Genomic DNA, 19,985 nt, shown 5'->3' with positions numbered 1-19,985 from the left:
ACGTCACCTGCGCCCGCCTCGCGACTGCCCCTTTGAGTCCCTCCCGGCCAGCATAGCACCGCACCTCACGCCTCCCCAGCCTCGCGGCTTCGCCGCTCGCGTTCGCCGCGTCCCTCGCGCGTGCTGACTCGCGGCCTGTCGGCCGCTCGCAGGCACGCGCCACTGCACTTGTTCGTTTATAAGCGATCGTTGCCGTCACTCACATTTCCTTAAATATCCTCTTGTACCCACGGCTCTGCACGGCTCACTCCCGTCATCGATCGCTTCCGCTCCCGTACTGTCTACGCCGGCTGTCACCGAGTGAGAGGGTCCGTCGTCGACGGCGTCAGGGATCGGCGATCCCGCGACCGACAACGGTTCGAAGGTGGACGCAGTACCCGGACTCAACGAATCGTCGACCTCGATATGGAAGGAACGCGCACACGCGACGACGGACTCCCGGACCGGCTGACGCTTCACGTCGGCGACGAAGAACGGCTGTTCGAGCGGGCCCGAACCCGCTCGCACCCGAACGAGCTCGTCGTCTCTCCGGTCGAGCTCCACCAGCGGAACGTCCAGCGCCGGCTCCGCGAGGCGCGACTGCCGGCGGACGCGTTCCGCTTCGCGGACCCGGTCGAGATCTGTCTCCGGGTGTTGGAGGCGGCGGGCCGCCCGACCGCGGCCGTGGACCGCGTCGATCGGCTCGCGCTGATCCGGTCAATGCTCGGGGACGAGCCGGCCGACTCGCCGGACGACCCGCCGGCCAACCTTTCCCTCCCGACGGGGCCGTCGTCTCGCGATCCGCAGCGCGTCGAGCAGATCCGGACCGAGGCGGAGGCGATCACCAACTTCCACCCGGAGCGGATCGCGGCGTGGAGAAAGACGGCGGGAGAGGTCGACGATCCGATCGACGACGAATCGAGGGGTCTCCTCGACGCCGCGCTCGCGGTCGAGCGCGAGCTGCGGGACCGGACCGCGAAGCCCGTCTCCGAGACGGCGCTCCTGCGCCGCGCGACGCGGTCGATCGCCGCGACGAACGGGGCGGCGTGGGCGGAGGCGCACCCGAACGCGGAGCGGCTCACGCTCCTCGGGCTCTCCAGTTTGTCGGCCCCGCACACCGACCTCGTCAACGCGCTGTTGACCGCCACTCCCGTCGAGGTCCACGTCCACTTCCGAGCGGGGACCGGGGAGTATCTCCGGCGCCGGGTCCCGGACCTCCTCGCCGTCGACGACCCCGGGACGGTGGCGCTCTCGGAAGCGGAGGCGCTCTCCGGCACGGAGGCATCCGAATGACGGGCGCCGACCGGCTCGCGCTCTCGGCGGCGATCGACGCGCCCGACGTACCAGTGATCGAGGTCGCCTCCCCGACCCGCCGCGACGAGGCCCGCAGCGCGATGGCGGCGGCGGACGGGCTCCGGGACCGAGGCGTTCCGGTCCGAGATATCGCGGTCGCGGTCCGCGACCTCGATCCCTACGAGGAGCCGCTGTTCCGGGCGGCGATCCAGCACGAGATCGCGCCCGTGTTCTGGACGCAGCTCCGCGTGACCCGGACCCGCCCGTACGCCCTCGTCGAGTCGGTGTGCGAGGCGCTGGCCGGAGACGCCGTCGACCGCGAGACGCTCCTCCGGCCCCTCGAACTCCGGTGGTCCCCGGCCGCCTCCTCCGGCGCCGATCCGGGGTCCGCGGCGTGGCCGATCGAACCCGCGGCGGTCCACCGGGCTCGGGAGGCCCTCCCGGAGGGCGCGCGGCCGGTTTCCGAGTGGACCGAGGCGATCGATTCGGCCGCCGCGGTCGACGACCGGTTCCGCCGGTTCGCCGGGTGGCTCGACGCCGCCCCGGCGCCGGAGCCGGCGTCGGTCGCCTCGGTGCTCGGCGAGGCGATCGAGGGGTACGCCGACCGCGGGCTCCCGGAGACGGAGGCCGCCGACTCGCCGGCGCTGCTCGACACCGAGACCGACGCGCGGGCTGTCGTGCGGGTCCGCACCCTCGTCCGACAGCTGTGCCACAAGTTCGCCGACCGCCTCGCGGAGGGGACGCTGGAGCGCTCGTGGGCCGACGCCGCCGACCTCGCCCGCGTCATCGCCACGCAGCGGCCCGGTCGGCGGGAGCACTCGAACGCCCGCGCGCTCGACGTCTTCGAGGCGAACGATCTCTGGGCGCTCGACGTCCCGTACGTGATCGCGGTCGGGCTGACGGCCGAGGAGTGGCCGCGGCCGTCGCAGTCCGCGCTTCCCCCGGAGTTCCGAGAGGCCGTCCTCCGGGGCGAGGGCCCGACGGGAGCGCTCGCGCCGCAGCCGGCGTGGGTCGGCGGCCGCGACCGCGACCAGTTCGTCGACGCGCTCCGGACGGCGGGGGACTGCGTCGTCGTCACCCGTCACACCCGGACCCCGAGCGGCGACGACGTGGCGCGGTCCCCCCTGCTCGACCACGTCGAGACGCGGCGGGTCTCCGAGGAGTCCCGGCGGCGACTGGTCGGAACGGATCCGGAGCTTCCGCCGGAACTTCGGGCGATCGTCGACGGGGACACGGAGGGAGACGATGGCTGAGGACGGCGAGGACGGCGACGACGGCCCCCTCAGGCTACGAGGCGCACAGCGGGAGATCCGGGACGCGTACGTCGCGTCCGACGCCGGGCTGTTCACCCTCGACTGCGTTCCGGGCGCCGGCAAGTCGGTCGTCGCCCACCACGTCGCCGCCGAGGACCTCCTCCGCCGCTACGCGGCCGGGGATCGGACCCCCGAGCAACACGTCGCGGTCGTCTCGTTCAACCGCGACGAGGCGGCCGAGATCGTCCCGGCGATCTGCGACCGGCTGCGGGCGATCGTCGAGGGAGACCTCGTCCCCGCCGCGGCCGAGGTCAGCGAGGCGGAGCTGCGATACCTCCAGCAGCGCGTGCGACAGGCGCCCTACGCGGGCACGATAGACGGGTTCCTGCGCGGGATATTCCGGGAGTTCGCCGCCGACATCGGCTTCGACGAGGTGCCGTCGGTCGGGAACGACGCGCTCCTGCGTCGCGTCCACCGCGACTGCTACGAGTCGCTCCGCGGCGAGTCGGACCACGCCCGGCGGCTCCGCCGCCTGGAAGACGCGTACCCCGACGGCGAGTACGACGCCGGCGTCGAGGAGATGCTCGCGGACGCGCTGCGGTACTGCCGCGACCGACGTCTCTCGACCGAGGCGTTCCGGTCGGCGCTGACGCGGACGCGCGACTCCGTGTACCCCGACGGGAAACCCGACTCGTTCGACGACATCGCGCGGTCGGTCGCGCGGTTCGTCGAGGGAGAAGGCGAGAGCGTCGAGGGAGAAGGAGAGAGCGTCGAGGGCGAGGACTCCAGAGACGGGGGCGCCGCCGACCGCGTCCGCGAGGCGGTGACCGACTCGGACCGGGAGCGCCTGCTCGCCGCCGACCGCGAGTTGTACGACGCGTGGGACGCGCGCATCGACGACTTCTGTGCCGTCCTCTCGGCGTATCGGGCTCGTTACCGCGAGGCGGTCCGCGAGCGCGGCGTCGTCTCGCACACCGACGTGGCGTACCTCGTGGACGCGTACTTCGCCGACCCGGAGGAGCGGCCGGACGTTCCGGATCCGCTCCGCGCGGTCGACGCCACGCACCGCGACCGGGTGCTCCGGACGTACCGGTCGCGGATCCGGAGCCTGGTCATCGACGAGGCGCAGGACGTCTCGGCCGTCCAGCACGCCGCGCTCTCCCACGTCGTGACCGACGACTCGCGCGTGTTCGCCTGCGGCGACGTGCGTCAGGGCATCTACCTGTGGCGCCACGCCGACCCGCGGTGGTTCGCCGCCGCGACGACCGAGGGGACCTACCTCGGCGTGGACTGGGACGTTCACGAGAACCGGACGGCGACGGCCACGTACCGGTGCGCACCCGATGTCGCCGCGGGGATCAACGCGATCGCGGAACCGGTGTTCACCGACCCGGCCCGCGGGGGGCTCGGCGACCTCGACGCCTCGTACCCGCGGTTGGACGCGGCCCGCGAGGGGGCTCGTGATCTCGACGGCGACGCTGACTTCGACGGCGATTCCCCCGCGGTCCACGTCTCGTCGTTCGCCGGCGTCGGCCGTCCCGGCTCCGCGACGTGGGCGGATCCCGACGGAGCGACCGGGGAGGCGAACGTGCTCGCGACCCACGTCTCGCGGGGACTCGCCGACGGGACCTTCCGCGACGCCGACGGCGACCCGCTCGGCGTCACGGTGCTGTTCCGCCGCGGGACGCGGATGCCCGAGTACGAGGCGGCGTTCGCCGCCGAGGGGCTCCGCGTCCGCACCGCGACCGACGCGTTATTCGACTCCCCCGCGGTCGAGGCTGTACTCGCCGTCTGCGAGTGGCTGATCGCGCCCGGATCCCCGGAGCGCACGGCGGAACTACTCACCGAGTCACCGCTGAGCGGTACCTTCGACTCGGCCCCGTTCGAGGCGGGCTCGTGGGACCTCGATCGGGCGCTCGACGACGACTCGGCCGACCTCTCGGACGCGCAGCGACGGGTCGTCCGCGGGCTCGTCCGGCTCCGCGACCGGCGCGACGCCGTCGACCGGCTTCCGGCGAGCGCGTACGTCGAGGACGTGATCGAGGCGCTCGCGCTGCGGGCCGACCCCAACGGGTGCGTCGACGAGACGGAGCCGGCCCAGCGGGTCGCGAACGTGGACGCGCTCGTCGAGACGGTCGCCGAGTGGGAGGGTGACGCCCGTCTCTCACCCGCCGAGCTGGTCGACCTCGCGGAGCCGTTTCGCGAGGACCCGAGCGTCGGCCCGGCGCAGCCGAGCGCGGCCGGCGCCGACTACGACGTCGAGTTCCGCACGGTTCACCGGGCCAAGGGGGACCAGGACGACGTGGTCGTCGTCGCCGACCCCGCCTTCGAGGTCTGGGCGCGCGGGCCCCACACTCGGCGATTCGTCGCGCAGGGGGAGATCGCAGGGCTCGCCCCGCCGACGGACACGGACGTGCCCGAGGACATCGCCGTCCCGCCGTTCGACGGCGAGCTGTACGGCGCCGGGGACGGCTGGGGCCGCGACGCCGGGCTCCGCTGGGTGACGGCCCGCTGGCGGGACTCGGTTGCCGATTCCCTTGCCGGGTCCGCCGAGTCCGCCGGTCGCGACGCCCTCGTCGGCCCGGAGCGGCTCCGCCGCGTGGCAGAGAACGAGCGCGCCGAGGCGTGGCGGCTGCTGTACGTGGCGCTGACGCGGGCCCGGGACCACCTCGTCGTGCCCCTTCCGCGCTCGGACGGGGGCGAGGACCGGCCGCGGGACCGGTGGCTCGACGCGCTCCGCGACGGGCTGGCGTTCCCCCGCGACGGCGGCGACTCCTACGAGCTGCGGCTCGACGCGGGCCAGGACCGAGACCCGAACCGAGACGCGATCGAGATCGGCGTCAACGACGTGGACCTGTTTGCCGGCCGCGACGGCCCAGCGCCTCGAACCGGGCGCGACCGCGTCGCCGCCTCCCCGCCGCGCCGCGACCGGCTCGACCCGTGGATCCCCCGGTTCCTGAGCCCCAGCACGATGTACCCGCTGACGGAGGACGCGGACCGGTACGCGCTCGCCCACCTGCTGAACGAGCCGCTGCACACGACGGCGAACGATGTCGACGACGACCTCCCGCTCCGATTCGACCGGCTCGGCCCCGAGTCGGTGGGGACGTGTCTCCACGACGCGCTCACGGAACTGGTCGCTCGCGGCGTCGACGAGCGGGCGATCCGGACGACGGGACCGCAGGTACGCGCGGCGTTCGACGAGGCCGTGACCGCGCTCCCGAAACGCGTCGGCGAGGCCGAACGCGAGGGGATGTTCGCGTTCTTCGAGACCGTTCTCGGCGACTTTCTCGACTCCGACCTGTGGGACCGGATCGCGGACCCGGCGACCGCGGTCGCCGTCGAACGCCCGCTGGACGGCCTGGCCGAGGTCGGCGACCTCGAGGTCGAAATCCACGGCCGGGCGGACTTCGTCGTCGAGTACCCGGACGGGGACCGGTTCGTGACCGACGTGAAGATCGCCCTGGCCGAGCCGACCCGCGAGACCCGACGCCGGTACGAGCTCCAGATCGCGGCGTACGCGTTCCTCGCGGAGCAGCGCGGCGCGTCCGACGCGACGGTCCGCCGGACCGTCGAGACGTTCGGCGTCGCGCGCGAGACGACGACGAGCTCGTGGCCGGCCGACATCGTTCGCCGGCGACTGCGACGGCTCCTCGACCGATGAGATCGCCTCCGACGCGGTTCCGACGAGAGCCTTTATCAGCGTTCGGCGGCAATAGTGTGTATGAACTCCAATACTGGATCAGAGACGCGCGGATCCGCCGGCGGTGCCTCCGAGAACGACGCCTCCGCGGACGTCCGGCGGCCGGCGTCTCTCGCTGACGAGAACGCGCTCGACGCGTTCGTCGCCGATCGTGACGCCGCCCTCGTCGAATTCTACACCGACGGCTGCGGCATCTGCGCGAGCATGGAGCCCGTCCTCGGCAACGTCGCCCGCGAGCTCGACCTCGCCGCCGCCACGGTGAACCCCCGCGACGACCCGCCGCTCGTCGAGCGGTTTGACGTGCGGAGCGTCCCGCTGTTCGTGCTGTTCGTCGACGGCGAGCCGGTCGCGCGCCGCGCGGAGGGGTTCATCCCGGGCGACGACCTCGCCGCGTGGATCACTGATCGCCTCGCGTGAGGCTCGCGTCGCGAACCAGTCCTCGGATCGGAGAGCCGTGGCTCTCCGATCGGGGAACGGTCGGTCGTGAAAATGCGTTTTCGCGTCGTCCGCGGGGAGAACGAAGTCGCTTAGAGGCGACCGACGTTCTCGACCGCGACGGACTCGACGCCGTCGACCTCGTTGAACGCCTCCTCGACGGCCTCGGTGCCGCCCGCGCCGTCGGGAACGATGACGGTGGGCAGGAGGGCGACGAGGCCGAACGCGACGTCGTCGCGCTGGAACCCGCGGATCTTCGCGCCCTGCGGGAGCGACTCCTCCAGTCGGTCCTGCAGGTCGTCGAGGTCCACTTCGGGGCTGTCCGGCATGACCTTGATCTTGGCTGCGACGTCCCCCATGGTTAGGGCCCTCGGAAGCCGCAGTCGGGACACTCGTAGAGGTTGCTCTGCTTCCGGCACTTGGCGCACCGGTGGATCGTCTCCCCGCAGTCGGGGCAGGAGAACCGCGCGGCGTTCATCCCGGCCACCTGAATGCCACAGGAGACACACTGCCGGGTGCCCTGCGTTTCACTCTCGCTCATACAGTAAACCACCACCGCGCGACTTTTAACCGTTGTTCTTTGCCCTCGCCCTTCGTACGGCCGATTGCGACGAGATACCGTGGCTCACCCGACGATGAGGGGGCCGATCAACACGCCCATCAGGTGGACCCGCCGCGCGCCGACCCGTGGCGGAACGAGCCCCAGCGCCCCGGAAACGACGAACACGCCGACGCCGAACGCCCCCGCGAACGCGTACGAGAGCCCCGCGAGCAGCCCCAACACGCCCACGGAGAGACGCGTGTAGTCCACGTTCCCGACGATGCGGAGGTACGCGTCGCCGACCAGCAGGACGAGCGCGAACCCGCACGCCGCGGCGGTCGCGGCCGCGACGAGCAGGATCGGGAGCGCGAAGGGGACCTCGGCGCGGTCGATCGCGACGGTCACGCCCGTCCGCGGCGTCCCGAGCGCGACGAGCGCGAACAGCGCGAAGATCGTGTTCGCCGTGTTCGCCCCGCTCGTGGCGACGACGAACCCGCGGTCGCCCTCCTCGCGCGGGACCGCCGGCAGCGCCGCGACCGCCGCGATGGCCGCGGAGACGCCCGGCACGTAGCCGACGACCGCGCCCGCCAGCGACCCGCCGCCCGCGCTGAGACCGAGTCCGCGGCGGCTCATCGCGATCCGGGCGTCGGCCTGCGGCGGCACGCCCCCGCCGCCCATCGCGTCGACGAGCACCGGGGCGCCGAACAGCCCGGCGAACAGCGGTGCGAGGACGCCGCCCGCGTCCAGCGGGGCTGACGGGTCGACATCGAGGGTCGCGAGGCCGAGCGCGGCGCTCGCGAGGAACGCGACGAGCCCGCCGAGCGCGGCCCGCCTCGACGACTCGGTGAGGACGAGGAAGGCGACGACGCCGCCCAGAAGCAGCGGGAGGTGTTGTCTGACGACGGGGTAGCCGCGGACCATGACCCACGTGATCGGCACCGCGAGGGGGACCGCGAGCGCGACCGCCAGCCCCGATCCGACCGCGGAGAGCCGGACCGCCTCGCGACCGCGCCCCGCGATCACGAGTCGATGGCCCGGGAGCGCGGCGACGGCCGTGGCGGCGTCGGGGACGCCGAGCGCGAGCGCGGGCACGATGTCGAGGAAGGAGTGGACCACGCCTGCGCCGAGCATCGCGACGCCGACGAGCAGCGGGTCGGCCGACACCGAGGGGGCGAGCCCGGCCAGAAGCAGCGCGAAGTTGTTGGCGTGGAGCCCCGGGACGAGCCCGCTCGCGGTCCCGAGCGCGACGCCCCCGCACAAAAACGCCAGCGCCGCCGCCGCGAACCCCGGGTCGACGACCGGTCGGACCAGCGCGTCCATCGCGACGAGGTGGCCGCGGCTTCGGGAATAAACGTGGGGAGGCGAACGACCGACCGGAGACGAACGGTCGACGACCGCCGACGCCGACCGCCGACGCCGCGGCTCGACGGTGACGGAGCGAATCGGCGGAGAACTCGAACCCGCTTACGCCTTCTGTGCCGCCTGCGACTTCTTCTGCGTGACGTAGCCGGCGATCCGGTTGCGGACGCCCTTCGACTCGACGGTCGTCAGCGCGGTGACGCTCTCCTTGTTCGTCTCGAAGTCCGTGTTGAACGAGTCGGGGTACCGCTCAAGCAGGACGTTCCCGAGCTGCTTGATGTACTTGGGCTTGATGGCCATACCGAGCGATACCGCCGGCCCGAACTAAAAGGGTTCGTTACGCCGCGAGCGGGCCGCAGGCGCGTTCGCGTCGGGGGCGCTCGGTTTCGTCACCGCTCGTCCGCCCGCTCCCGCCACCCGGTCACCTCGTCGATCGCGGCGAACGCCTCGCGCTCGGCGGGGCCGCCGCACCGCTCGACCACGTCCGCGAAGTACCGCAGCCGGTCCAAGAGCTCGTCCGTGTCGAATCCGGGTACGCCCAGCCGCGAGGCGGCCACCGTCGCGTCGACGACCGCGCCGAACCCGCGGTTGACCGTCGGGACGCGCTCTCTCACGACCGCGCCCTCGACCGGGTCGAGCGCCCACGTCCGGATCGTCGTGTCGTCGTCGGTCTCGCTCCCGACCTCCTCGACGGTCACCTCGACCCACGCGTCGGCGGTCGGGAGCACCGGCTCGTCGACCTCGCGGACCGTCAGCGCGGCGTCGACGAACGTCCGTGGGTCGGTCGTGAACTGGACGACGCCGCCGCCGCGCTCGGCGAAGTTCCGCCACGTCCGAGTGCGCCCGTACGTCCGCGCGGTGACCGGCTCGTCCGGGTCGTCCGGCGCGTGGAGTCCGAGCGCCGCGACGTTCCAGCGGTCGTTCGGCCCGAGCGTCGTCACGACCGACTCGGTGACGCCGCGGAGGGCGACGGGCCACCCTTCGGGGACGGCGTCGGAACCGTCCTCGCGGTCGCTCCCGCTCACGGCGCCCCCTCCGATTCGGCTCCCTGGCGAAGTGCCACGTACAGCGCCGCGCACGTGAGGTCGGCGGTCGTCCCGGGGTTGATCCCCTCGTCGACGAAGGCGGTCGCCAGCCCCTCGGCGTCGTCGAGGTCGGCGCCGTGGACCGCCGCGGCGTCGATTCCGTCGAGCCCGACGAGCGCGTCGGGGTTCCCGTCAGCTCCGCCCAACACCGCGGCCGCCCGCTCGCTGGCCTCGCGGGCCGTCTCCGGGCCGTGATTCGCCGCGACAAGGGTGTCGGGCTCGGCCGCGAGCAGGCCGAGGTACGCCCGGGCCGCGCGGTCGGTCAGCGGCCCCTCGTCGCTCCGGATCCACTCGGCCGCGCGGAACGTCCGCGGGAACCCCTCGACCCACTCCCGCGCGTTGCGGTCGGGGACTCTGTCAGCGTCCTCGGAACCGCCGGCGTCCGCGGGATCCGCGGAGAGCGCCATCACGTCCCGCAGGGTCGTGCCCCGCTCGCGAAGCGCGGGGGCCGCGTCGCTCCCCCGTCGCACGTCGAGGTCGGCGGCGTCCGCCGGCGGGTCCGCCACCGCGACGTCGACGTGCTCGAAGGCGCGGTAGAACGCGACCGCGTCGTCGACGGTCGTCGCTCGGGCCGCCCGGTCGGCGGCTTCCCGAGAGAGCCCATCATCGACTCCTCCCGCGACCGTCGCTCGGAGGAGGGGCACGAGCAGGAGCAGACAGCCGAACTGGGTGTTCGTTCCGGCCCGTTCCGCCATCCCCGCGACGCCGCGCTCGAAGGCGCGACCGATTCCGGTCACCCCGTCGGCGGCCAGCTCCAGCCCCTCGCGGGCGCCGACCGCCCCGCCGAGGAACGCTTCGAACCGGAGGTCGTCGAGGTCGCGGTGCCGGTCGACGTTCCCGGGTTTCGGGGTTCCGGCCACCTCCAGCAGGAGCGCGAGCGTCGCGTCGTCGACGGGGTTCGATTTCACGGCGGCGCCTCCGGCGGCTCCGCGCCGCCAGAACCGGGCAGCTCTCCCTCTCGCCACGCCGCCACCGCGTCGGCGACCCGAGAGAGGGCGGCCGGGCGCTCGCTCGGCCGCCCCACGCTCACGGCGTCCGCGCCGTACGCGGCGTACTCAGCGACGGTCGCTCTCCCCCGCACGCCGTTGTTGGCGATCACGGTGAGACCGTCGCGGGGGCGTTCGGCCTCCCGACGCTCCCTGCCGCCGGTCAGCTCCGAGACGACCGCCTCGGAGTCCATCGCGTCGACGTGGAGCCAGTCGGCGCCCGCGTCCGCGACCGCGTCCGCGACGGCGGCGAGGTCGACGCCGGGGACCTCCGCGCGGACCTTCACGCTCGTCGTCGCGCCGGTCTCGGCGGCGGCGCTCACGTACTCGGCCAGCCGGTCGGCGTCCCGGAGGAGCGACTCGCCGCAGCCGACCGCGCGCAGCTCCGGCTGTCGGCAGTGCGCGTTCACCTCGCAGACCGCGCCGCGCTCGGCGCAGACCCGCGCCGCCTCGCGAACGGGGTCGACGGTCGCGCTCCGGACGTTGACGCCGGGGCGGAGAGGGGTGTCGGCGAGCCGACCGAGCTGACGGTCGATCCACGCGAGCGGGTCCGCGGGGAGGAACTCCGAGCGGTCGCGGGCGACGAGGTCGCGCGCCGCGGCCCGACTGGCCGGGTCGAGCGCGATCCCGCCGAGGACTGCGGCGTCGACGTGCGGGGCTGCGGCCCGCGCCCAGTCGGCGTCGGCCGCGCCGCTGAGGCTGGCCGCGGCGAGGAAGGGATCGCGCTCGCTCATCGGATCTCCTCCGGGTCCGCCACTGCCTCCACCGCCCCCAGCGCCCGCTCGCACGCCCGAGCGACGCGTTCGGCGTCGTCGGCGTCGTCGATGCGGGTGTCGGTGCGCTCGACGTGTCGGCCGGGCAGCTCGGTCGGGTCGTCGTCGTCGAGGACGAACGCGTCCGCGAACGGGTAGGCGTCGGCGACGCCCGCGGTCGAGGGCTCCTTCCCCACGCCGTCCATCAGGTCGGCGGCGGGCCCGGAGAACACCTCGTCGCCGACGAACGGCGAGACGGCGACCACGGGGGTCGACGCCAGCGCCGCCTCGACGCCCGGGAGCGCGAGCATCGGGCCGACGCTCGTCACGGGGTTAGAGGGGCCGACGACGACCGGCTCGGTGAGCGCGTCCTCGACGGCGGGCGTCGGCTCCGAGTCGTCCGCGCCCCGGAACTCCACGTCGGCGACCGCGGGCTCGCCCCGGCGCGCGACCCAGTACTCCTGGAAGTGAATCGTCTCCCCCGACTCGGTGTGGATCAGCGTCGCGACCGGGTCGTCGGACATCGGGAGGAGGTCGACGTCGAGGTCAAAGGCGTCCGCGAGCGTCCGAACGGCCTCGGTGAGGGTGTGCCCCTCGTCGAGCAGGCTCGTGCGCGTGACGTGGACCGCGCGGTCGCGGTCGCCGATCTCCATGAACTCGCCGACGCCCGAGAACCGCCGCCAGCGGGCGATCTCGCGGCCCGCCGTCTGCGCCTCGTCGTCGAGGTACCGGGGCACGGTCCCGCGTCCGACCGCCTCGGCGAGCCGGCGGAGCTCCTCGTGGGTCGCCGTCGTGTCGTCCGCGATCCCCCACCACGTCTCGCGGTCGAGGACGCCGCCGCCGGCGAACAGCACGGTGTCGACGTCGGGGCAGACGAGGTGGCCGCCGAGCTCGACGTCGTCGCCCGTGTTGGCGACGACCGCGATCTCGTCGGGGTCCCACACGCGGGTCGCCCCCTCGAGGAGCTTCGGCGTCCCCGTGCCGCCGGCGAGGAACGTGACCATACCCGAGGAAGACGGCGGGCGGATTTGTATCCTCGCCTCTGCGGGCGGTAGGGCGAAACACGGGAGACGACGAGTGACCGACCGGATCGTTTTATATCGAACGACGACGCTCGACCGATCTTTCACGTCGGCGCGTGCCGGTGAGCGGGCCAGCGGCCCGCGAACCGCACGCGCGAGGGAGTCGCTCGGCGCTTTTTAAGCGCCAGCGACGAGGCTGGGGAGGTGTGAGGTGCGGTTGCGGGGCGGGATTCGAAGGGGCAGCCGCGAGGGCGGCGCAGGCGTTCACGAGAGCGGGGCTCTCGTGAGCCAATCAGAACGCGAAGCGTTCTGATGACGACGCAAGAACCGCAACGAGGGAGCGTTAGCGACTGAGTGAGGACCGCAGCGAGCGTGCGCCGCCCTCGCGGCTGGGGCTTCGGAGGCGTTCGTGCCGATCAGCGGTTTATAAGCGAAATCGGAGGGTTAACCTCCCGATTTGCCGGAAGGGATCACGCCGTTCACTTATAAGCGATGCTCGTCTGCATTCCATCCGTATTGAACGCGCTCCCGGCGCCGTCCGCCCCGAGCACGATCACGCCCGCCCCCGAGCCGGTGATCGCCTCGAACTCGTCGATCGCTCGGTCGGCCGCCGCCTGCGCCTCGAGCCCGTCCTCGAGATACCCCACTGCCCGCCGCGACAGCGTCACGCGGGCGATGTCCTCGCCGGCGCCCGTCGCGCTCGCGCCGCCGGCCTCGGTACAGAAGAACCCCGACCCGACCTGCGGCACGTCGCCGACGCGCCCCGCGAGCGCGAACGAGCGCCCGCCCGTGGAGGTCGCCGCGGCGAACGTCTCGCCGTCGGTCGCGACCGCGCCGACGGTGTCGTGGTCGGGCGCTTCACCTTCTGAGCGCTCCCCCGCCTGATCGTCGCCGGACCCGAACCGCGTCGCGAGCCAGTCGAGGTGCTCGCGGGGCCCGCCCTGCGGCGGGTCCTCGGCCTCGTAGCGCTCCCGTTTCTCGTCGGTGAGGAGGTCGACCTCCGTCTCGATCCCGAACTCGTGAGCGAGTTCGACCGCGTGCTCGCCAGAGACGAAGATGTGCGGCGTCTCGGCGTGGACGACCCGGGCGACGCTCGCCGCGTGTTCGACGCCGGGCATCGAGCAGGCCGCGCCGACCTCCCGATCCGAGGTCATCACGCCCGCGTCGGTGCGGACGACCCCGTCGGACTGCACCGCGCCGCCGACGCCGGCGTTGAACCGCGGGTCTGATTCGAGGACGCCGAGCGCCGCCTCGACCGCGGCGAGGGGCGTCTCGGCGTCGACGCCGCGCCGGGTCGCCTCGTCGAGCGTTTCCTGTCTGGGGGCCGGCTCGTCCGGGCGCCCGCCGGCGCCGCCGTGAGCGATAACGCGCATACGCGAGGGTCTCGCGGCGCCCCAATAAGCGCCCGGAAAGCCGTGGCGAGGGCCTTCCCTCCGTCCTCCTCCCCGCCGCGCGACCCCGCCGCGCCGCCGCAAGACCTATCGTCGCCGCTCGGGGAGTCGTCACCATCGTGGCCGAACGCCGAGACGCCGCCGTCGACTCCGGGCCGGCAGTTGGCGGCCTCCCGGCCGCCGATCGCCTCCGCGCCGCGCTCCGGCGTCGGATCGGCGTCGACCCGCGCGCGCTCGCGGCGTTCCGATTCGCGCTCGGCGCCGTCCTCCTCGTCGACCTCGCGCTGCGCGCCCGGAACCTGACGGCCTTCTACACCGACGCCGGCGTACTCCCGCGGGACCTCCTCGCTGAGTCGTACCCGCTCGCGCGGTTCTCGCTGTACGCGCTCTCCGGCGAGGCGTGGGCGGCCGGGGTGCTGTTCGTCGTCGCCGCGGTCGCCGCGGTCGCGCTCGCGGTCGGCTACCGGACCCGGGTCTCGGCCGCGGTCTCGCTGGCCCTGCTCGCGTCGCTGCAGGCGCGGAACCCGTTCGTGCTCAACGCCGGCGACACGCTGCTCTGGCAGCTGCTCGGCGCCGGCCTGCTGTGCCCGCTCGGGGCGCGCTGGTCGGCGGACGCGGTCAGGCGGCGCGGGGCGCCGCGAGACGACGGGAGCCCGCCCAGAAACGCCCGCTTCGCCGGCCCCGCCTCGGCGCTCTTGCTGTCCGTCGTCGTCGGGGTGTACGTCTCGAACGCGGTCGTGAAGCTCCGCGGCGAGGCGTGGCCCGCGGGCGAGGCGGTCGAGCGGGTGTTCCGACTCACGTACCTCCACGGCCCACTCGGGGGGCTCATGCCGGAGAGCCCGGCCCTGATGGTGGCCGCTACCTACGGCTGGCTCGGGCTGCTCGTCGCCTCGCCGCTGCTCGTCGCGGCCACCGGGCGGCTCCGGGCGGCGCTGGCCGGAACCCTCGTCGCCGCCCACCTCTCGATGGCGTTCACGCTCCAGATCGGCGTCTTCTCCGCGGTGTCGGCGATCGGTCTGTTACCCTTCTTCCCACCGTTCGTCTGGGACCGGACCGAGTCGTTGGCCGCGCCGACAGCCGGACGGGTCCGGTCGGCGGTCGCGGGGATCTCAGGGTCGCTGAGCGAGGGACCGGCCGCGATCGACCCGCCGTCCCGACTCCTCCCGGACCGACCGACCCGCGCCCGCGCCCTCGCCGCCGTCGCCGCGCTCCTCCTCGTCTCGCTGCTCGCGTGGAACGCGATGGGACTCGGCGTCGTCGCCGCGCCGGAGCCCGTCGCCGCGGTGTCCGACCCGGGCGACAGCGACTGGGACATGTTCGCGCCCTCGCCGCCCTCGACCGATTCGCTCGTGCTCGCGACCGCGACGACCGCGGACGGCGACCGAGTCGACGCGCTGTACGGCGACCCGGTCGCGGCCGACCGCCCCACGTCGGACGCTCGGGGGTACCCCACGGCCCGCTGGCGCAAGCACGTCTCGCTGCTGTCGGCCAACGAGCCCAAGCGCACCGACGCCGAGCGCGTCGACGCGACGCTCGCGTATCTCTGTGACCGCGCGGCGGATCTCTCGGGCGAGGAGACGGCGTCGATGACGCTCGCGTCGGTCGAGGTCGACGTCACGGGGAGCGGCGAGGTCCGGGTCCGGGAGATCGGGACGCGCGAGTGCCGGTGAAGATCGGGGCGTCCGACGGTCGGCGAGCGGGAGCGCTCGGACGGCCGTGTGACCACTTATCAGTCCCGCGCGCGAACCGAGCGACGTGACCAGCACGGATCAGGACCGCACGCCGACCTCCGTCCTCCTCCCGACCGTGCGCTGGGCCGACGCCTGCGACGAGGTGGCCGGACAGCTCGGCGCCCGCGACGAGCTGCTCGTGATCTGCGACACCGCCGACGACCCGGTCGCCGACCGCCGGGGAGCGACGCCGGAGGGCGTCCGGATCGTCCTCGCCGGCGAGCCCGAGGGCTGCTCCGGGAAGGCGAACGCCATCGCCGCGGGGATGGAGGCGGCCGAACACGACCGGATCGTCTGGACCGACGACGACTTCGCGCATCCAGACGACTGGCTCGCGACGCTCGACGCCGACTACGAGCGACAGGGACCGACGACGGAGGTTCCGGTCTTCGTCGGGGAAGACCCCCTCGCCCGCCTGTTCGAGCCCGCGTACGCGATCGGCGGGACCGCAGCGGTGTCGGCCGGGGGGATCGCCTGGGGCGGCGCGGTCGTCTTCGAGCGCGCCGACCTCGACCGCCCGGGGTCGGTCTCCGACGCCGCCGCGACCGCCGACGGCGCGGCGGCGGCGCTCCTCGCGGACCTCCGGCGGACCGTCAGCGACGACGGGACCCTCTCCGAGTACGTCGACGTGACCGCCGCGGACCGGACGCGGACCGTCCCCTGCGGCGGGTCGCTCCGCGGATCGCTGGAGCGGTTCGTCCGGTTCTTCCGGATCGTACGGTTCCACGCCCCGCGCGCGGCGGCGTTCAACGTCGCCCTGGCGGTCGCGTTCGCCGCGCTGTGCCTGTTCGCGCCGGTGGTCGGCGTGACGCTCGTCACCGCGACCTCGGCCGCGGTGTACGCCCGGTTCGGGATCCGCCGGACGACGTTCCTGCTCGCGGGACCCTCGGCGCTCGTCTCGCCGGTCTTCCTCGCGTACGCGCTGGCGCGGCGGACGTTCGTCTGGGGCGGCCGGCGCTACCGGTGGCGGTCGCTGTTCGACGTGGCGGTGCGCCCCGTGTGACGGCGGGTCGCCCTCGAGGCCGGTCCCCGCGTAAGGCCGGCAAAGCCCGCCGATTCCGGCGCTCGAGCGCCAAGCGGCAAAGCGGCAGGCACTTTACGCGGGTCCGACAACGCACGCACGTTCATGAGCTACGAGAAGGTCGACGTCCCTGCGGACGGCGAGGCGATCGAGCTGGCGGACGAGGAGACGGGAGAGCTGACGGTGCCGGAGAACCCGATTATTCCGATCATTTACGGCGACGGGATCGGGACTGACGTCGGGCCGGCGGCTCAGAAGGTACTGGACGCGGCCGCGGAGGCCACGGGCCGTTCGATCGCGTGGATGCGCGTCTACGCGGGCGAGAGCGCCCGCGACAAGTACGGCGAGAATCTGCCCGAGGACACGGTGTCTGCGATCCGGACCCACCGCGTCGCGATCAAGGGCCCGCTCACCACGCCCGTGGGCGCGGGCTTCCGCTCGCTGAACGTCGCGCTGCGCAAGACGCTCGACATGTACGCGAACGTCCGGCCGACCTACCACCTCGACGGCGTGCCGTCGCCCGTCAAAAACCCCGAGGCGATGGACATGGTCACGTTCCGGGAGAACACCGAGGACGTGTACGCCGGCATCGAGTGGGAGGCCGGCACCGACGAGGTCGAACAGGTCCGCGAGTTCGTCGAAGACGACATGGGCATCGACGACATCATCCACGACGGTCCCGTCGGGATCGGCGTCAAGCCCATCTCCGAGTTCGGCTCGAAACGCCTCATCCGTGAAGCGATCGACTACGCGCTCGCCAACGACCGCGACTCCGTCACCCTCGTCCACAAGGGCAACATCATGAAGTTCACCGAGGGCGCCTTCCGCGACTGGGGCTACGAGCTCGCCGACGAGGAGTACGGCGAGGACGTGCTCACCGAAGACGAGCTCTGGGACGAGCACGACGGCGAACAGCCCGAGGACACCGTAGTCGTCAAAGACCGCATCGCCGACAACATGCTCCAGCAGGTGCTCACGCGGACGAGCGAGTACGACGTGGTGGCGACGATGAACCTCAACGGCGACTACTTCTCGGACGCGGCCGGCGCCCAGATCGGCGGACTCGGCATCGCGCCCGGGATCAACCGCGGCCACGGCCGCTGTCTCGCCGAACCCGTCCACGGCTCCGCGCCCAAGTACGCCGGCGAAGACAAGGTCAACCCCACCGCCATGATCCTCTCAGGCCGCGAAATGCTCGACTACCTCGGCTGGGACGACGCCGCCGACCTGGTGCGTGACGCCGTCGAAGAGACGATCTCCTCGGGGAAGGTCACCTACGACCTCCACCGCCAGATCGACGGCGGCGAGAAGCTCGCCACCAGCGAGTTCGCCGACGCCGTCGTCGAAAACATCGAGGACCTGTCGTAGACAGGTCCTCTAGCCTCCGGCCGCTGGCCGGAGACATCGAAAAGCTCTCATAGAGCTTTTCGAGCACCCGGAAATCCGAGATTTCCGGGAACATCAACGAGCTCGCCTAAGCGCGGTCATCGCGACGCCGTTTTCCATTCTTTTTCGAGCACGAGAGACATCGCTGTTTATGAACAACCGCTGATCGCGGATCGGCGGCGAACACCTCCAAAGCTCCGGCCGCCTACTTATAAATAGTTGACAACAAATCGCCGGAGAGCGCCTCCAAAGCCACACCCGTCCGGGGCTGCACGGCACCTCATGCCTCCCCAGCCTCGCCGCGGCCGCGTTAAAAGCGGCCGCGACTCCCTCGCGCGTGCGGTTCGCGCCGCGTTGCGGCGCTCACCGGCACGCGCCGCCGCAGATCGATTTATAGGGAATCGCCGCTCGTCTACCCCAGCCGCTCGTCGAGGATCAGCCGCGTCTTCGTCGACTTGACCTCGTCCATCTCCCTCGCCTGCGAGATGAGCTCGTTGACCGCGCGCGTGTCGACGGCGTCGACGACGAGGACGATGTCGTCCTCGCCGGAGACCTGCCAGACGAAGTCCACCTCCTCCCAGTCGACCATGCGTTCGCCGACGGCGGCGGTGTCGACGTTCATCTCCACCGAGATCTCGATCATCGCCTTCACGTTGCCGGTGCGGGTCGTGACGGTGAACCGCTCGATGATCCCCTCCTCGGTCATGCGGTCGACGCGGTTGCGGACCGTCCCCTCCGACGTGCCGACCCGGTCCGCGATCTCCGTGTAGGGGGTCCGCGCGTCCCGTCGCAGTATCGAGAGGATCCGGCGATCGAGGTCGTCCATACCAGACCCTTTCGCCCCGTCGACTTACTCGTTACGAATATCGTAACGAATCTACGAACGACGCATTTATTACCCTTTGCGCGTACGTTTCTCGTAATGTCGGACGCCTACATCGCGCTGGCCGACGGACGCGTGCTCGAAGCGCGCGCTCGTGCGCCGGGGCGCACCCGTGGCGAACTGGTGTTCACGACCGCGTACACCGGCTACGAGGAGTCGCTCACCGACCCCTCCTACGCCGAACAGATCCTCACCTTCTCGTACCCCCTGATCGGGAACTACGGCGTCCGAAGCGAACGGTTCGAGTCCGACTCGGTCCGGCCGAACGCGGCGATCGCCCGCGAGCTGACCGACGACGTCGCCGAGTGGCTCGCCGGCGAGGACGTGCCCGCCGTCGACCACGTCGACACCCGCGAGATCGTCACGACCGTCCGCGAGGAGGGCGCGATGGCCTGCGGGATCGCCGCCGGCCCGGACGCGACCCCCGAGGACGCGGTCGCGGAGATGGAGGCGTGCGAGCCGATGAGCGACCACGTCGACATCGGCGCGCAGGTGTCGGTGACCGAGCCGACCGTCCACGAGGGCGGCGGAGACGCCACCGTCGCGCTCCTCGACTGCGGCGCGAAGGGCTCGATCATCTCCTCGCTCACCGAGCGCGGCGCCGACGTCCACGTCCTCCCGTACGACGCGACCCCCGAGGACGTGGCCGACGTGGACCCCGACGTGCTGTTCGTCTCGAACGGCCCGGGCGACCCGGAGAACTTCGTCGCCGCCCAGACGGTCGTCGACGAGTTCGCGGGCGACCTCCCGCTGGCCGGCATCTGTCTCGGCCAGCAGGTGATCACGAGCGCGCTCGGCGGCTCGACCGAGAAGATGGCGTTCGGCCACCGCGGCGTCAACCAGCCCGTGAAGGACCTCCGCACCGACAAGGTCGTGATGACGACGCAGAACCACGGCTACACCGTCGACGACACCGGCCCGCTCGAGGTGACGCAGGTGAACGTCAACGACGACACCGTCGAGGGGCTCGACAGCGAGGAGCTCGACGTTATCACCCGCCAGTACCACCCCGAGGCGAACCCCGGGCCGCACGACTCGCTCGGCTTCTTCGACGAGGTGCTGGAGCTGGCGCGATCGGAGCCCCCCGTCGCGGCCGACTGACGGCGGCTTCGGCCCCGCGCACGACCCGCCCCGCTCTCCGGGCCCTCCCGCTGACCACCAGAGTA

18 protein-coding genes are annotated in these 19,985 nt (G+C 72.5%); 8 read left to right on the top strand and 10 right to left on the bottom strand.

Annotation, left to right across the window (positions count from 1 at the left end; translation table 11 throughout):
• Nucleotides 1–405 precede the first annotated feature (405 nt).
• Genes JIN95_RS08030 through JIN95_RS08015 form a run of 4 tightly spaced genes read left to right on the top strand, consistent with a single transcriptional unit; the run spans nt 406 to nt 6,645 of the window.
• A complete protein-coding gene (locus JIN95_RS08030; RefSeq protein WP_200531046.1) occupies nt 406–1,272 on the top strand; it encodes a hypothetical protein in 867 nt (288 codons plus the stop codon).
• Nucleotides 1,269–2,525, top strand: coding sequence for a hypothetical protein (locus tag JIN95_RS08025; RefSeq protein WP_200531045.1), 1,257 nt, complete (start codon nt 1,269–1,271; stop codon nt 2,523–2,525). Before JIN95_RS08030 ends, JIN95_RS08025 begins: the two co-directional genes overlap by 4 nt.
• The gene (locus JIN95_RS08020; RefSeq protein WP_200531044.1) at nt 2,518–6,189 is read left to right on the top strand and encodes a UvrD-helicase domain-containing protein; all 3,672 of its coding nucleotides are present in this window, start codon (nt 2,518–2,520) and stop codon (nt 6,187–6,189) included. Before JIN95_RS08025 ends, JIN95_RS08020 begins: the two co-directional genes overlap by 8 nt.
• A 60-nt stretch (nt 6,190–6,249) precedes the next feature.
• Nucleotides 6,250–6,645 (top strand): thioredoxin family protein, encoded by a 396-nt coding sequence (locus tag JIN95_RS08015; protein WP_095638220.1) that lies wholly within the window; start codon nt 6,250–6,252, stop codon nt 6,643–6,645.
• Nucleotides 6,646–6,755: 110 nt separating this feature from the next.
• Here JIN95_RS08015 and JIN95_RS08010 read toward each other — a convergent pair whose 3' ends face one another.
• The 9 genes from JIN95_RS08010 to JIN95_RS07970 form a co-directional block, all read right to left on the bottom strand.
• Nucleotides 6,756–7,022 (bottom strand): elongation factor 1-beta, encoded by a 267-nt coding sequence (locus JIN95_RS08010; RefSeq protein ID WP_095638221.1) that lies wholly within the window; start codon nt 7,020–7,022, stop codon nt 6,756–6,758.
• A 2-nt stretch (nt 7,023–7,024) separates the two neighbouring features.
• Nucleotides 7,025–7,204 (bottom strand): HVO_2753 family zinc finger protein, encoded by a 180-nt coding sequence (locus JIN95_RS08005; RefSeq protein WP_004047107.1) that lies wholly within the window; start codon nt 7,202–7,204, stop codon nt 7,025–7,027.
• An 84-nt stretch (nt 7,205–7,288) separates the two neighbouring features.
• The gene (locus tag JIN95_RS08000) at nt 7,289–8,524 is read right to left on the bottom strand and encodes a tripartite tricarboxylate transporter permease (protein WP_200531043.1); all 1,236 of its coding nucleotides are present in this window, start codon (nt 8,522–8,524) and stop codon (nt 7,289–7,291) included.
• A 144-nt stretch (nt 8,525–8,668) separates the two neighbouring features.
• Nucleotides 8,669–8,863 (bottom strand): 30S ribosomal protein S17e, encoded by a 195-nt coding sequence (locus tag JIN95_RS07995; protein WP_094525791.1) that lies wholly within the window; start codon nt 8,861–8,863, stop codon nt 8,669–8,671.
• An 89-nt stretch (nt 8,864–8,952) separates the two neighbouring features.
• Nucleotides 8,953–9,588 carry a DUF447 domain-containing protein gene (locus JIN95_RS07990; protein WP_200531042.1) on the bottom strand — a complete coding sequence of 212 codons (636 nt, stop codon included), beginning with the start codon at nt 9,586–9,588 and terminating at the stop codon, nt 8,953–8,955.
• Nucleotides 9,585–10,556, bottom strand: a complete 972-nt coding sequence (locus JIN95_RS07985; RefSeq protein WP_200531041.1) for a triphosphoribosyl-dephospho-CoA synthase — start codon at nt 10,554–10,556, stop codon at nt 9,585–9,587. The genes JIN95_RS07990 and JIN95_RS07985 overlap by 4 nt, the downstream gene beginning before the upstream one ends.
• A complete protein-coding gene (locus tag JIN95_RS07980) occupies nt 10,553–11,368 on the bottom strand; it encodes a tRNA-dihydrouridine synthase (RefSeq protein ID WP_200531040.1) in 816 nt (271 codons plus the stop codon). Before JIN95_RS07980 ends, JIN95_RS07985 begins: the two co-directional genes overlap by 4 nt.
• The gene (gene cofD, locus JIN95_RS07975) at nt 11,365–12,390 is read right to left on the bottom strand and encodes a 2-phospho-L-lactate transferase (RefSeq protein ID WP_200531039.1); all 1,026 of its coding nucleotides are present in this window, start codon (nt 12,388–12,390) and stop codon (nt 11,365–11,367) included. Before cofD ends, JIN95_RS07980 begins: the two co-directional genes overlap by 4 nt.
• A gap of 497 nt (nt 12,391–12,887) precedes the next feature.
• Nucleotides 12,888–13,781: an isoaspartyl peptidase/L-asparaginase gene (locus JIN95_RS07970; protein WP_095638227.1), complete on the bottom strand. Its 894-nt coding sequence runs from the start codon at nt 13,779–13,781 to the stop codon at nt 12,888–12,890.
• A 137-nt stretch (nt 13,782–13,918) separates the two neighbouring features.
• Here JIN95_RS07970 and JIN95_RS07965 point away from each other — a divergent pair, with 137 nt between their 5' ends.
• From JIN95_RS07965 to icd, 3 genes are all read left to right on the top strand, one after another.
• On the top strand, nt 13,919–15,469 hold the full coding sequence (locus JIN95_RS07965) for an HTTM domain-containing protein (protein ID WP_200531038.1): 1,551 nt from the start codon (nt 13,919–13,921) through the stop codon (nt 15,467–15,469).
• An 85-nt stretch (nt 15,470–15,554) separates the two neighbouring features.
• Nucleotides 15,555–16,532 carry a glycosyltransferase gene (locus JIN95_RS07960; protein WP_200531037.1) on the top strand — a complete coding sequence of 326 codons (978 nt, stop codon included), beginning with the start codon at nt 15,555–15,557 and terminating at the stop codon, nt 16,530–16,532.
• Nucleotides 16,533–16,655: 123 nt separating this feature from the next.
• Entirely contained in the window at nt 16,656–17,918 is a 1,263-nt protein-coding gene (icd, locus tag JIN95_RS07955) for an isocitrate dehydrogenase (NADP(+)) (protein ID WP_200531036.1), read from the top strand.
• A 430-nt stretch (nt 17,919–18,348) separates the two neighbouring features.
• Here the strand turns inward: icd and JIN95_RS07950 are convergent, their stop codons facing one another.
• The gene (locus JIN95_RS07950; RefSeq protein WP_050026908.1) at nt 18,349–18,762 is read right to left on the bottom strand and encodes an Lrp/AsnC family transcriptional regulator; all 414 of its coding nucleotides are present in this window, start codon (nt 18,760–18,762) and stop codon (nt 18,349–18,351) included.
• Between the two features lie 96 nt (nt 18,763–18,858).
• Between JIN95_RS07950 and carA the strand changes: the two genes are divergently transcribed.
• Nucleotides 18,859–19,920, top strand: coding sequence for a glutamine-hydrolyzing carbamoyl-phosphate synthase small subunit (gene carA, locus JIN95_RS07945; RefSeq protein WP_200531035.1), 1,062 nt, complete (start codon nt 18,859–18,861; stop codon nt 19,918–19,920).
• Nucleotides 19,921–19,985 lie beyond the last annotated feature (65 nt).

The organism is Halorubrum sp. LN27 (genome assembly GCF_016635065.1).
Taxonomy (GTDB): domain Archaea; phylum Halobacteriota; class Halobacteria; order Halobacteriales; family Haloferacaceae; genus Halorubrum; species Halorubrum salipaludis.
The sequence above is the reverse complement of the archived record's forward strand: the minus strand, read 5'-3'. Positions and strand labels throughout refer to the sequence as shown.

Bases quoted from the DNA above. Each gene is read 5' to 3' on its own strand.
- JIN95_RS08030 (WP_200531046.1), top strand. From the start codon at position 406: ATGGAAGGAACGCGCACACGCGACGACGGACTCCCGGACCGGCTGACG.
- JIN95_RS08025 (WP_200531045.1), top strand. From the start codon at position 1,269: ATGACGGGCGCCGACCGGCTCGCGCTCTCGGCGGCGATCGACGCGCCC.
- JIN95_RS08020 (WP_200531044.1), top strand. From the start codon at position 2,518: ATGGCTGAGGACGGCGAGGACGGCGACGACGGCCCCCTCAGGCTACGA.
- JIN95_RS08015 (WP_095638220.1), top strand. From the start codon at position 6,250: ATGAACTCCAATACTGGATCAGAGACGCGCGGATCCGCCGGCGGTGCC.
- JIN95_RS08010 (WP_095638221.1), bottom strand. From the start codon at position 7,022: ATGGGGGACGTCGCAGCCAAGATCAAGGTCATGCCGGACAGCCCCGAA.
- JIN95_RS08005 (WP_004047107.1), bottom strand. From the start codon at position 7,204: ATGAGCGAGAGTGAAACGCAGGGCACCCGGCAGTGTGTCTCCTGTGGC.
- JIN95_RS08000 (WP_200531043.1), bottom strand. From the start codon at position 8,524: ATGGACGCGCTGGTCCGACCGGTCGTCGACCCGGGGTTCGCGGCGGCG.
- JIN95_RS07995 (WP_094525791.1), bottom strand. From the start codon at position 8,863: ATGGCCATCAAGCCCAAGTACATCAAGCAGCTCGGGAACGTCCTGCTT.
- JIN95_RS07980 (WP_200531040.1), bottom strand. From the start codon at position 11,368: ATGAGCGAGCGCGATCCCTTCCTCGCCGCGGCCAGCCTCAGCGGCGCG.
- cofD (WP_200531039.1), bottom strand. From the start codon at position 12,390: ATGGTCACGTTCCTCGCCGGCGGCACGGGGACGCCGAAGCTCCTCGAG.
- JIN95_RS07970 (WP_095638227.1), bottom strand. From the start codon at position 13,781: ATGCGCGTTATCGCTCACGGCGGCGCCGGCGGGCGCCCGGACGAGCCG.
- icd (WP_200531036.1), top strand. From the start codon at position 16,656: ATGAGCTACGAGAAGGTCGACGTCCCTGCGGACGGCGAGGCGATCGAG.
- JIN95_RS07950 (WP_050026908.1), bottom strand. From the start codon at position 18,762: ATGGACGACCTCGATCGCCGGATCCTCTCGATACTGCGACGGGACGCG.
- carA (WP_200531035.1), top strand. From the start codon at position 18,859: ATGTCGGACGCCTACATCGCGCTGGCCGACGGACGCGTGCTCGAAGCG.